The sequence below is a fragment of the Fictibacillus phosphorivorans genome (assembly GCF_001629705.1).
Classification (GTDB): domain Bacteria; phylum Bacillota; class Bacilli; order Bacillales; family Fictibacillaceae; genus Fictibacillus; species Fictibacillus phosphorivorans_A.
Window position 1 is genome coordinate 550,745 of the sequence record NZ_CP015378.1, and the last position, 13,222, is coordinate 563,966.

Consider the following 13,222-nt stretch of genomic DNA (forward strand, 5'->3'; position numbering starts at 1 on the left):
GGAGAGGTATGGTATTAAATGAGTTTTAGAAACTTGAAAACACTATTGTTTCTATTCCTTTTACTAACTCTATTCACAGGATGCACCAACTCAGAAGAAGCGAATAAACCTGCAGATTCTAAAAAGGAAGATAAGCAAGAAACTAAAAAAGAAAGTAAGCCTGAAACGAAAGAATCTGATAGTAAATTAAAAAAGGGAATTCCACCAGCTCCCACTTCTATTAATGAGGTTTTTGCATATCCAAACGGAAAATTTGCTGGAAAAGAAGTATATGATACTACGAGTGGTGTGAAGGAAGACCTTTTAAAAGACATGCCTAAACTGGATGAGGAAGCGAATGAAGAAACGCTAGATTTGTATTTCAATAACCTTGTAGCCCTCTATTGGAATGGCTTTACAGACCCGGCTACTCTTGTTGACAAGTGGAAATTATATTCGTTCGGTAGCCCCGATATTGAAGATCCTAAATTTCAATTTAAAGAAAATTATAATGTGGAAATTATCTTAGATGCAAGCGGTTCTATGGGTAAGAAGGTGAAAGGTAAAACCCAAATGGAATTAGCCAAAGATGCTATTGATACCTTCGTACAATCTTTACCTGATAAAGCAAATGTGGGATTACGAGTATATGGTCATAAAGGGAGTGGATCGGACTCGGATAAAAAACTGTCATGCGAAAGCTCCGATCTAGTCTATCCTATAGCATCTTATAATTCGACTGAGTTTGATAAAGCGCTGAATCAATTTCAGCCTAAAGGATGGACGCCAATCACATTAGCGTTAGAAGAGGCACATAAAGATTTAGCGAAATATCCTGCAGAAAAGAATAACAATATTGTATTCCTAGTGAGTGACGGTATTGAAACATGTGATGGAGATCCTGTTGAAGCAGCCAAGAAATTAGTAGATTCTAATATTTCCCCGATCGTTAACGTTATCGGCTTTAATGTTGATGGAGAAGGGCAAAAACAATTAAAGGATGTAGCTGCCGCAGCTGGTGGAATCTATACAGATATTAACGATCAAACTCAGTTAAAGGAAGAATTTAAGCGAGTTGAAGAAATAGCAAAACGCTGGGAGCAGTGGAAGAAAGATTCACTAAGAGAAGCGGATGCCATAAAAGTAGAACGTTATTTTGAGGCTCTTGGTTTTACCAATGAATGGGACAGTAAAAAAACGAAGCTATCTAATAATATTAGTGGCTCAATTACCTATCTTTCAAATGAGGATTATATAACGAGAGAGCAAAGAGAGATTTTAAAAGATAAAGAAGAGAAATTAAATGAGTTTATTGAGAAGTCAGGTCTAGAAGTAGAAAATTATTTAAATTCCATGAACGAAAAAACGTTTGAACAAATGAAGCAGGATATAAACGAGAAATACAAACTTAATTAGAGAATATTCGCTAGGGGGAATTTGATGTCAAAAAGTGAAAAGAAATGGCGTCGTTTCTATATGATGATGTACATCTTTATATATGGTATTTATGTTCCTTATAATCTCTTCATGTGGTTAGGCGGAAATGAAGGGTTTCCGTATGCGATGTTGGGTATCGCTTTAGGTCTGCCTATGATGAAGAAAAATCATATAAACAGTATCCGAGAAAAAGAACAAAATGTATAGTTGAACAAATATCGATCTTACTGGGAACTTTTTCAAATGAAGTGCGTAATAATTTTTTAAATATAATAATGTCGTGTGAGTGAGATGGAAACCCCATCTCTTTCTTTTTGAAAAATAATCAAAGGAGATTATTAAATGAAAAACAAACTAACCAGTTTTCTTCTAATTCTCATGGTTTTGGCACTTACCGCCTGCACAACAGATCAAAATCCTTCTGCCAAACCTGAACAAGAAGCAAAAAAAGATAAGTATACAACGCTCGCTGAGGAAGCAAATAAAGAGAACTCATTAGAGAAACTAGAACTTCTTCCTTACGCAGAAGAAGTGGAAGCGACGTTATCTAGCCCTAAGTACAAAGAGTTTACGGCAAACTCGACGGTACTCATTAAAGGTAAGGCGAAAAAGTATAACAGCTTCAAGTCAGATCATGTATGGATTAAGGTGAGGAGTGATCAAGAAGGGCCAAACGGTCGAGAGTTCAGTTATTACGCTCCTTTAAAGGAAGGCAAGTTTGAACAAAAGGTTCAGCTGTTTAATGGGAAGGGAAATTATTCTGTTAAAGTGAGTGTGCCGAGTGATACGGCTGAAGATTACTATTACGATATTGCCTCATTTGATGTAGAGAACGTGAACCCTGAGATCAAGAGAGATATTGCTTATACGAAGAATGCGTTTCAATACGATTTAAAGTTAAAAAATTCCATAAATGGGTATATGGAAAGAGATGGGTCTTTTGAGCTAGAGGGTGACGTTGCTGATTCCAGTGTTGAACAGCTCATGGTTGAGCTTAAGAAAGAAAGTGAATCTACTAAAATTATGATTCCGGTTGAGAATGGAAAGTTCGCACAAAAAATCCCTCTTTATTATGGTGCGGGTGTTCATGAGGTACAGATTATGACGCCTAAAGAAGGATCGACCGACTTTTTTACGGATGCGGCTCACTTATATGTAAAGAATTTATCTGGTGAATCCTTTGAACCTGTGAAGTACTCCTCTGCTTACGAAGAAAAAGGCTTTAAGCTTGAGACGCCAGAAGTAGGCGGTGAGAAAGCGGACCTGAGCTATAAGATTAAAGGAAGTATTGATCCTAAAGGTGAGGGTGCGAGCAAGACAAATGTCGTTTTTGTTCAGACAGAGAAAGACGACCAAAAAGCGATGTACGCGATCCCGGTTAAGAACAATAAATTTGATGGAGAGTTTTTCCTCCGTTTTGGACCTGGGAAGTACGATGTATCCGTTATGGCACCTGAATTTAATAAAACGAATGGATATATGCAGTTCTTTGTTGGCGTAGCAAAATTCTCGGTTGAGAATACAAACACGAGTGATCAACGATTCACCTTGCCGTCTAGAGGTATTCAGTCGGATGCTCCTGAGATTAAGAAATTAGCAGCGCAACTAACAAAAAATAAGAAAACTGATAAAGAAAAAGCGCTAGCGGTTTACGAGTATGTTGCAAAAAACGTGAGCTATGACGTAGACAAGCTAAACAATCGAACGTTTGAGTTTGATGACAGTGCGTTAAAAACGTTGGACGAAAAAGAAGGCGTTTGTCAGGACTTTGCGTATTTAGCGATTGCTCTATTACGTGCAAGTGGTATGGAAGCACAAATGGTAACAGGATTTGCCGGACAAAATCATGCGTGGGTGGAGACAAAGGTCGAGGGACGCTGGTTAACGATGGACCCAACATGGGGATCAGGTTACCTGCAGAACAACAAGTTCGTTCCAAAGTTTACGATGGAATACTTTGATCCGAAGCCAGCGGAGTTTCAGAAAACACATACGAAAAAAGAGGTGGAGTTTTAATCTTAGAGAATGAGGTGCGATATGTCCAAAAAAGAAAAACGTTGGAGACGTGTTTATTTTCTTCTATATCTATTAATCTACGGGCTTGTCGCACCGTTAAGTTTGATTCTCTTTTTCATAGGAGAAGAATCATTTCCGTTCTTTATTATTCCAGTAGTCCTGGCACTGCCAGCTATGAAGCATAATCATATCCAGAAGATAAGAGAAAAAGAAGAAATGAGAGCTTAAGAGGAAATGAGGAATATGGGGAAAATGAAATTAGAGAGCTATGTAAAATTAACGTTCCTGAGTTTATCTTTATTTTTATTAATTGCTTGTACCAGTGAAGAAGCAAGTAAGAATAAAACAGAAGAACCTACTAAACAATCGCAGACTGAAAAGAAAAAAGAGAATCAGACATCTCTAAAAGAAAATATTCCTAATGCACCTACTAATACTGATGAACTGATTCAATATCCTGGAGGAAAGAACGCTGGTAAATCAATAGGAATATTACCTGAGGATGAAAAGAAACAGGTACACAAAGATTTAGATGAATTCCCGAAAATAACAGAAGATGCTTCCGAAACAGAGAAGGAACTATATTGGAACAATTTATTATATTTGTTTCAGGAGGACTATATCGATCCTCAAACTGTATTAGAAAAATGGAAAATGGAATCATTCGGTAGCCCGGATATAGAAGACCCTCGTTTTCAGTTCAAAGAGAATTTAAATGTAGAGATACTACTTGATGCTAGTGGAAGTATGAACGGTAAAATTGGCGGAAAAACAAAAATGGAGTTAGCTAAGGATTCTATTACTGAGTTTTCCTCTTCCCTACCAGAAGGTGCAAATGTTGCTCTTCGTGTATATGGACATAAAGGGAGTGGATCTGACCAGGATAAGCAACTCTCATGTGAGAGCAGCGAGGTTGTGTACGCTATGGAAAATTACGAAGAGAATAACTTTGAAGAAGCACTTAATAAATTCAACCCCTCTGGTTGGACACCTATAACCCTTGCATTAAATGAAGCAAAAGAAGATATGGCTGAATACAACGGAGACCAGAATACAAATATTATTTTTCTTGTAAGTGACGGTATAAACACATGCGGCGGTGATCCGGTAGCAGTCGCTAAGAGTTTGGCAGATTCTAATATTAAACCAATCGTAACTGTGATTGGCTTTGATGTTGATGCGAAGGGTCAAGAACAATTAAGAAATGTAGCTGATGCTAGTGCAGGAATCTATGCAAATGTAAATGACCAAAAGGGATTAAGTGAACAATTTAAATCTGCTCAAGATATTGCGGAAAAGTGGGATAGATGGAAAAGAGATTCACTTAGTGATTTAGATGCGATAAAAGTAGACCGGAATTTTATGATATTAGCTTTCTCTAATGATTGGGGACGTAAAAGGGATAAACAAAATAGTAACTTAATTTCTGCTTCTGATTATTTATATTATGAAAAAAAGATGATCACTAAAGAAATGTACAACTATCTTAGTGATAAAAGGGATGAACAAAAATACTTAACAGACAGGTCTCAAGAGGAAGTTGTAAGTTATCTGGAGTCTATCAATGATAAAACGTATGGAGAAATGAAGAAATCTATTGAAGAGAAGTATAAGCAGAAGTAGAAAAGTGTGGAACTAGAAACTAACACCTTTAAGGTATAAAACAAAGACTATTATTATCGTTTTAAAAGGTCAAGGAGTTTTTAAAATTTATAAGAGGGATAATGCTTCAAGGGAAGTACTTACTTGTTAAGGAGATGAGTCATGGCTATTGAAGCAAAGTTTAAAAAACATAAGCGGTTCTTAGAGACTATTGAAATAGCAAAATACAATGTTGCTATTCATGATAGTTTCTATAAATTTTGCGTATACAATAAATTTGGCAAGGCAAAAGGATATCTAGCATTAGAAACCAATGGGACGGAATGCCGAAGAGATGAAGCCATAGACCCTTATTACTTATTCTTAAAATTTAATTCATATCTCACAGGCATTGTTTATCAAGGTAGAGAGGAAATGAATAAACCTACAGCTGTATTTAAGGACACTATACATTTATTAGAAAAAGTTAAACCTTTTGTACAATCTAACTCAATTCACGTGAATAATGCTGTTTCAAAAATTACAAATCTAGATAACGGATTTTTAAGATTTAAGACATTACATGATGATGCACTAAAATTATATGATGAAGTGATTAAACTAGGAGTGTTAGAGAAATCAAGTGTAGATAAAGTAGACTTTTTAATGAATGAGTTCTCTATTCAGCAATATAAAAATCTATACTTACAACTTAGCATGAAAGTAGATTTTACTGCATTAACTCAAGAGTTAAAAAACTATAACAGTGGTGGGAAAGATAAAAAGAATATAAAAAAAGCATTAGACATTTTCAGTTTTTTAAGTGGGAAAAAATATATAGATGATATCTATGAGAACTTAAAACAGTTTGAGGTAGATGAACAAGGAAATAAGAGAGTGTTTTATGACCAATCCAACAATTGGGAAGAAAAGTTTATTGAGAACTCAAACAAGAGGAGCGATAAAGACTTTGAAATTGAAGCTCTATCTATGTTAAGAAACTAATTTGTAAATGGTTCGGGGGCAAAGGGCAACTCTAATTGCTAGGGTAGCAAAAGTAAAAAAAAACCTACGGATTCGCCCAAGACTCTTTCAAATCATTTGGAGATGAATTATGTCATTAGAAGCAAATTTTAAACAGTATAAACGCTTCCTAGAAAAAATAGATATAGCAAAGTATACAGTTATTTGTAATGAATCTCGTTTTCGCGTAGCGGCTTATAACAAATTGGGTAGTACAAAAGGTTATTTAGTTTTACGAGAGGATGGAGATGTCGCCTCCAGAGATGAAGCAATTCCTCCGTATAGAATGTTTATTGCATTTAACTCGTATATGTTTGGTCTTTATGAACAAGGACAAGCAGAAAGTAATAAACCGACAGGGATTTTTAAAGATACGATAAATCTTTTAAATGAAATTAAATCGTTTGTTACAACAAGTAAAGATGACATTGAGACTGCTATCAATAATATTCAAGAATTAGATAATGGTTATAAAAGAATTAAAAAAATACTGCCAGAAGCTATGAAAATCTTTAATGAAATGATGAAAGAAGGCATCTTAGATCAAACTGTGTTAGACAATATATCATCACTAATGGGAGAATTTACTTGTCTTCAGTATAAGCATCTATATATTCAGATAAGGGCAAAAGGCCAATTCGTTAGCATTTCCACAGAACTTAGTACAGTTTTGAAGACTTTAAGTGGTAATGAACGAAAAACAGCAGCAAAAGCGGAAGATGTATTCAAATTTTTAACGGAAGAAAAATATCAATCTGGATTAAGAAAAAGTTTGATAGATTTTGAAAAAGATCCTCAAGGTAATCAAATTCCTTTTTTCGAGCATTCTAATTGGCAAGAAGCATTAGACCGAAATACGGATGACAAAAATGATATTTTGTTCGAAAAAACATTATTGTCACAGCTTAGAAATTAATTAAGATCTAGAAAGAGTTTTAGCTCTTTAAAAAAGGAGGCTTACAAATGAATTATTCTAAAAAAGGTATCAAAAGTCTTGGTCCTATCTTTGGTTAAAAGATTATGTTAATAACAAACATTAAACTACACAAAAAAATGTTTGAGAAATATGACACTCCAGAGTATAGCATTATTAATGAAGGTAAGCGATATACGGTTGCTGCTTATTATTTGTTTGGGTTAACTCGAGGATATTTGCTTTTGGATGAAAGAGGTGAAGTATGTTCTCGTGAAAAGGCGCTAGTACCTTTTAAAATGTTCATCCAAGTAAACTCTTACATGAATGGTTTTTATAGAGAGGGACGTGCAGAAATCCAAAAACCCTTACATGCTTTTCAAGATACAATTGAACTTGCAAATAAAGTAGATCAATATCTATCTAAATCAAAAGAAGAACTAATAAAAGTAATGGATTTGATTATTGAGTTAGATCGAGGGTTTAAAAGATTAAAAGAAGTATATAAAGAAGCTGACGAAACTTTCATTGAAATTAACAAAAATAAAGAGTTAACTCAACAAGGTGTTAGCAAGATCGTTGAATTGAAAAATGAATTTACTGTTCTTCAATATAAGCATTTGAACATTCAATTAATGTTTAAGGCTTTACTTCATCCAGTTTTAACAGAATTAAGAAGTATTATTGACACATTAAATAGGAAAGAAAAGAAGAATGTTACAAAAGCTTATGAAGTGTTTAGCTTCTTAACCAGTGAGAAATATCAAAAGGGATTAAAAAATAGTCTGAAAAGTTTTGAGACAAATGGTAATGGAGAGCAAATTAACTTTTATTCTATGCCAAATTGGGAACATAATTTAATCACAAAAGGAATTGCTCGGAGTGAGGAACAATTCAAGAATGAATTGTTGGCAATGCTTAGGAATTAGAGTAATTCAATATATCTCATGCATATTTTAAGAGGTAAACTATGAATCTCTTTGAGACTATAAATAAATATAAAAAATTCTTTGAAGCTGTGAATCTGTTTAATTTCATTGTTAATGTTAAGAGTACTCTATTTAAAGTGGCATACTATAAGCTCGGATTCATAAAGGGTTATCTTGTTTTATACGAAAATGGAACAGTATGTCCTAGAGATAAAGCAATAGAACCTTTTAAAATGGTTATTCAATTAAATTCTTATATGCATGGATTTTATACCCATGGTCTTGCAAAAACAGTCAAAAGAGAAACTGCAAAGAAGGGAATTTATTTAAAATGAACAAATCTAGTAATCTTATTTTTGCCCTTTTTATCGCACTACTCCTTCTATTAACCGCATGCTCAACCGAAAAAACAGCATCAGAAACAGAACCGAAGAAAAAAGAACCGAAAAAAGAGATGGTTGAAAAAGCGCCTACTGATCCTGAAGAGATGGTAAAACAGGGTGCAGGTAAGTATAACGAAAAGGTAAAAAATCTTGAAGGTGGTGCTCTTGATCAAGAGATTAACAAAATCACAAAGAACTATCCTAAAGGTATGAAGGCTGAGGAAGCCTTTAACCGAATGGTTGCTGGGTTTTCTACCAATCATCAGCCGGTGTTTCAGGAGTTAGAGGACTTTGACATTACGTTTGAGGAAGTAGAGGCGTATGAGAAGTACAAAGAAGAAGGTGAAAACGGAGAGGAAAAGAAGGAAGGTCCTCTTAATGTTGCTATTCTTCTAGATGCAAGCGGTAGTATGGCAGGAAAAGTTTCAGGAACGGATAAGATGACGGCGGCGAAAGAAGCGTTGAAGAAGTTTGCAGGTGGATTGCCTGAGGACGCAAACGTCATGCTGCGCGTCTATGGACATAAAGGAAGTAACGCTGATAAAGACAAGAAGGTTTCATGTGAAAGTACGGAAGTTATGTATCCTTTAGGTGCATATAATGAAGGAACTTTCCAACAATCTCTCTCTAAATTCAAGCCAACCGGTTGGACACCTCTCGCGGCTTCCATTGAAGCAGCTGAAAAGGACCTTCAAGGGAAAGAAGGAAATAACGTCATTTATATCGTGAGTGATGGAATTGAGACATGTGATGGAAATCCTGTAGAAGCAGCGAAAAAGTTACACGAGTCGAACATCAAGGCAGAAGTAAACATCATCGGCTTTGATGTAGATAATGAAGGTCAGCAACAGCTAAAAGCAGTAGCAGAAGCGGGTGGAGGCGAATTCCAATCTGTTTCTTCTCAAAAAGAATTGTTTGATGAAGTCGATTCCAACTGGTCGAAGGCGATGCACAATACTCGAATTAATTGGGATTCTTCTATGGATATCACTGATATCAACTGGAGTAGCTCAAACAAATTTATGGACCTCGGTAAAATTTACACAGACTCAGTTATTGATAGCATAAGAGATGAGCAGTCTCTATTCCAAGACGCAAAAATGAATCTGAGAGATCAGGAAAAACTTACAGATGAAGAGATTAACAAGCTCGATGAAAAGATTCGTGAAAGAAATGAAAAGCTCATGGAATATGCAAAAGAAAAACACGAGACTAAGAAGGAAGCTCTGACTGCAGAAAGAGATCGTGCTGTAAAGGTGATTCAAGATTATGCGGAGGAAGCTAGAACACAATAGGATATGTTTAGGATAAGCCCGATATTTTTATCGGGCCTTTTACTATGTTTAACAACCACACAAATAGAGAAAAATGAAGAGAGAGAAAGGCGGGACTCATACATGAGCTATGAAGATTTAGCATTACATACAGATAAGTATCAAATTAATATGATGTACGCCCATTGGAAAAACGGCACGCACAACAATATTCGCGTATTTGAAGCCTTCTTCCGAAAGAATCCCTTCAAAAGCGGTTATGCCGTATTCGCGGGACTTGAGCGAATCATTCGTTATTTGGAGCATCTTCATTTTACAGAGGAAGATATCGACTACCTAAGAACACAAGAAGAACACTATGAGGAACCTTTTTTAGAGGAGTTAAAGAACTTCAACTTTTCAGGAGAGTTATTCTCTGTAAAAGAAGGAACGGTCGTTTTTCCGAATGAGCCGTTAATTCGGATCAAATGTCGTGTGTTTGAAGCACACTTGTTAGAGACAGCACTTCTAAATTTCATGAACTATCAAACCTTGATCGCAACGAAAGCAGCCCGCATTCGCTATGTCACTCCTGATGATCAGTTGATGGAGTTTGGGACGCGTCGCGCTCAGGAAGCTGATGCCGCAATATGGGGTGCACGCGCCGCATACATTGCGGGCTTTGATGCAACATCAAATATGCGTGCCGGAAAACTATTCGGTATCCCCACAAAAGGAACACATGCACACGCGTGGGTTCAGGATCATGATTCAGAAGAAGAAGCGTTTGAACGGTTTGCGGAAGCTCTGCCTAATCAAAGCGTTTTACTGGTTGATACGTACAATACGTTAAAAAGCGGAGTACCCAACGCGATAAAAGTTGGATTAAAGATGAAGGAAGCGGGGAAATCACTCAAAGGTATCCGGTTGGATAGTGGCGATTTAGCATACCTATCTATTCAGGCTCGGAAAATGTTAGATAAAGCAGGTCTAACGGATGTGGGGATCGTAGCAAGTAATGACTTGGACGACGATGTGATTTCAGATTTAAAAGCACAAGGTGCAACAATCACTTCTTGGGGAATTGGGACGCAGCTTATTACTGCATCAGATCAGCCTGCACTCGGAGGCGTTTATAAAGTTGTAGCTAAATATGAAAACGGAGAATTCGTACCTACGATTAAAATTTCATCTAATGTAGAGAAAATCACAACACCTGGATATAAAAAGGTCTATCGGATCATCAACTCAAACGGGAAAGCAGAAGCGGATTACATTGCAATGGATGATGAAGTGCTCCCTGAAAAAGATATTAAACTATTTGATCCAGTGCACACATACAAAAGCAAAGTGGTTTCTTGTTTTACTGCCGAAGAACTGCTACAGCCCGTTTATATAGAAGGAAAGCTTGTGTATGACCTTCCGAACCTCGAAGAAATTCGGCGCTATCATCAAGAACAGCTTGGGTTATTCTGGCCGCAGCACTTACGAAGATTGAATCCACAAGAGTATTTTGTCGATCTATCTGTTCAAGTATGGAAGACGAAAAACGATCTTTTAGAGAAGTATTCTTTATAGAAAGTAAACCTCTTTTCGACACGAAAAGAGGTTTTTTAATAAAATCTTTAAAAAAGCGTTGACGGGCGTCCGTATCGCTGATATAGTAATAAACGTTGTTGCTTTTCTTACATAACGTTCGACAAAAACAAACATAAACTTTTAAAAAAGTTGTTGCTTCGAAAGAAGATATGTGGTAAGATAGTTTTTGTCGCTGCTTTAAGAGAGTGACGCGGTAAAAGAAAAAAGTTCTTTGAAAACTGAACAAAAGAAATAGGTAAGGAATTAAGAATTAATTCCGTCAGTTTTAAAATCGAGCAAGACAAACACTTTTATGGAGAGTTTGATCCTGGCTCAGGATGAACGCTGGCGGCGTGCCTAATACATGCAAGTCGAGCGAATGACGAGGAGCTTGCTCCTCTGATTTAGCGGCGGACGGGTGAGTAACACGTGGGTAATCTGCCTGTAAGACGGGGATAACTCCGGGAAACCGGGGCTAATACCGGATAATAAGAGAAGAAGCATTTCTTCTTTTTGAAAGTCGGTTTCGGCTGACACTTACAGATGAGCCCGCGGCGCATTAGCTAGTTGGTGAGGTAACGGCTCACCAAGGCGACGATGCGTAGCCGACCTGAGAGGGTGATCGGCCACACTGGGACTGAGACACGGCCCAGACTCCTACGGGAGGCAGCAGTAGGGAATCTTCGGCAATGGGCGAAAGCCTGACCGAGCAACGCCGCGTGAGCGATGAAGGCCTTCGGGTCGTAAAGCTCTGTTGTTAGAGAAGAACAAGTACGAGAGTAACTGCTCGTACCTTGACGGTACCTAACCAGAAAGCCACGGCTAACTACGTGCCAGCAGCCGCGGTAATACGTAGGTGGCAAGCGTTATCCGGAATTATTGGGCGTAAAGCGCGCGCAGGCGGTCTCTTAAGTCTGATGTGAAAGCCCACGGCTCAACCGTGGAGGGTCATTGGAAACTGGGAGACTTGAGTGCAGGAGAGAAAAGTGGAATTCCACGTGTAGCGGTGAAATGCGTAGAGATGTGGAGGAACACCAGTGGCGAAGGCGGCTTTTTGGCCTGTAACTGACGCTGAGGCGCGAAAGCGTGGGGAGCAAACAGGATTAGATACCCTGGTAGTCCACGCCGTAAACGATGAGTGCTAGGTGTTGGGGGGTTCCACCCTCAGTGCTGAAGTTAACACATTAAGCACTCCGCCTGGGGAGTACGACCGCAAGGTTGAAACTCAAAGGAATTGACGGGGGCCCGCACAAGCAGTGGAGCATGTGGTTTAATTCGAAGCAACGCGAAGAACCTTACCAGGTCTTGACATCCTTTGACCACTCTAGAGATAGAGCTTTCCCCTTCGGGGGACAAAGTGACAGGTGGTGCATGGTTGTCGTCAGCTCGTGTCGTGAGATGTTGGGTTAAGTCCCGCAACGAGCGCAACCCTTGACCTTAGTTGCCAGCATTCAGTTGGGCACTCTAAGGTGACTGCCGGTGACAAACCGGAGGAAGGTGGGGATGACGTCAAATCATCATGCCCCTTATGACCTGGGCTACACACGTGCTACAATGGATGATACAAAGGGTTGCGAAGCCGCGAGGCCAAGCCAATCCCAAAAAGTCATTCTCAGTTCGGATTGTAGGCTGCAACTCGCCTACATGAAGCCGGAATTGCTAGTAATCGCGGATCAGCATGCCGCGGTGAATACGTTCCCGGGCCTTGTACACACCGCCCGTCACACCACGAGAGTTTGTAACACCCGAAGTCGGTGGGGTAACCCTTTTGGGAGCCAGCCGCCGAAGGTGGGACAGATGATTGGGGTGAAGTCGTAACAAGGTAGCCGTATCGGAAGGTGCGGCTGGATCACCTCCTTTCTATGGAGATTATGAAACACCTTCGTGTGTTTCGTAAGTACGCCTATTCTTCTTTTGTTCAGTTTTGAAGGAACTTAACTTCCTTTAGGGGCCTATAGCTCAGCTGGTTAGAGCGCACGCCTGATAAGCGTGAGGTCGATGGTTCGAGTCCATTTAGGCCCACCATTTTCATAAAATTTCATTCCCATTATGGGGCTTTAGCTCAGCTGGGAGAGCGCCTGCCTTGCACGCAGGAGGTCAGCGGTTCGATCCCGCTAAGCTCCACCATTG

11 protein-coding genes, 2 tRNA genes and 1 rRNA gene are annotated in these 13,222 nt (G+C 38.4%); all 14 read left to right on the plus strand.

Going from position 1 to position 13,222, the window contains the following annotated elements:
- Positions 1 to 18: 18 nt before the first annotated feature.
- The 14 genes from ABE65_RS02880 to ABE65_RS02945 all read left to right on the plus strand — a co-directional run bounded on the left by ABE65_RS02880 (position 19) and on the right by ABE65_RS02945 (position 13,219).
- On the plus strand, positions 19 to 1,395 hold the full coding sequence (locus ABE65_RS02880) for a vWA domain-containing protein (RefSeq protein WP_066391204.1): 1,377 nt from the start codon (positions 19 to 21) through the stop codon (positions 1,393 to 1,395).
- A gap of 24 nt (positions 1,396 to 1,419) precedes the next feature.
- Positions 1,420 to 1,623, plus strand: a complete 204-nt coding sequence (locus tag ABE65_RS02885; RefSeq protein ID WP_066391206.1) for a hypothetical protein — start codon at positions 1,420 to 1,422, stop codon at positions 1,621 to 1,623.
- 135 nt (positions 1,624 to 1,758) lie between these two features.
- The gene (locus ABE65_RS02890; RefSeq protein WP_066391208.1) at positions 1,759 to 3,432 is read left to right on the plus strand and encodes a transglutaminase domain-containing protein; all 1,674 of its coding nucleotides are present in this window, start codon (positions 1,759 to 1,761) and stop codon (positions 3,430 to 3,432) included.
- Positions 3,433 to 3,453: 21 nt separating this feature from the next.
- Complete coding sequence (locus ABE65_RS02895; RefSeq protein WP_066391209.1) at positions 3,454 to 3,660, plus strand: hypothetical protein; 207 nt, start codon at positions 3,454 to 3,456, stop codon at positions 3,658 to 3,660.
- Between the two features lie 15 nt (positions 3,661 to 3,675).
- On the plus strand, positions 3,676 to 5,055 hold the full coding sequence (locus ABE65_RS02900) for a vWA domain-containing protein (protein ID WP_197480332.1): 1,380 nt from the start codon (positions 3,676 to 3,678) through the stop codon (positions 5,053 to 5,055).
- A 141-nt stretch (positions 5,056 to 5,196) separates the two neighbouring features.
- Positions 5,197 to 6,018 (plus strand): hypothetical protein, encoded by an 822-nt coding sequence (locus ABE65_RS02905; protein ID WP_066391210.1) that lies wholly within the window; start codon positions 5,197 to 5,199, stop codon positions 6,016 to 6,018.
- A gap of 109 nt (positions 6,019 to 6,127) precedes the next feature.
- Positions 6,128 to 6,952, plus strand: a complete 825-nt coding sequence (locus tag ABE65_RS02910) for a hypothetical protein (RefSeq protein WP_066391211.1) — start codon at positions 6,128 to 6,130, stop codon at positions 6,950 to 6,952.
- 104 nt (positions 6,953 to 7,056) lie between these two features.
- Positions 7,057 to 7,878 carry a hypothetical protein gene (locus ABE65_RS02915; RefSeq protein WP_066391212.1) on the plus strand — a complete coding sequence of 274 codons (822 nt, stop codon included), beginning with the start codon at positions 7,057 to 7,059 and terminating at the stop codon, positions 7,876 to 7,878.
- A gap of 41 nt (positions 7,879 to 7,919) precedes the next feature.
- Complete coding sequence (locus ABE65_RS02920; RefSeq protein WP_066391213.1) at positions 7,920 to 8,213, plus strand: hypothetical protein; 294 nt, start codon at positions 7,920 to 7,922, stop codon at positions 8,211 to 8,213.
- Positions 8,210 to 9,556 (plus strand): vWA domain-containing protein, encoded by a 1,347-nt coding sequence (locus tag ABE65_RS02925; protein ID WP_066391215.1) that lies wholly within the window; start codon positions 8,210 to 8,212, stop codon positions 9,554 to 9,556. Before ABE65_RS02920 ends, ABE65_RS02925 begins: the two co-directional genes overlap by 4 nt.
- A 102-nt stretch (positions 9,557 to 9,658) precedes the next feature.
- Complete coding sequence (locus ABE65_RS02930) at positions 9,659 to 11,092, plus strand: nicotinate phosphoribosyltransferase (RefSeq protein WP_066391216.1); 1,434 nt, start codon at positions 9,659 to 9,661, stop codon at positions 11,090 to 11,092.
- A gap of 310 nt (positions 11,093 to 11,402) precedes the next feature.
- Positions 11,403 to 12,952 (plus strand): 16S ribosomal RNA (locus ABE65_RS02935).
- A gap of 88 nt (positions 12,953 to 13,040) precedes the next feature.
- A tRNA-Ile gene (locus ABE65_RS02940) sits at positions 13,041 to 13,117 on the plus strand.
- 26 nt (positions 13,118 to 13,143) lie between these two features.
- A tRNA-Ala gene (locus ABE65_RS02945) sits at positions 13,144 to 13,219 on the plus strand.
- Positions 13,220 to 13,222 lie beyond the last annotated feature (3 nt).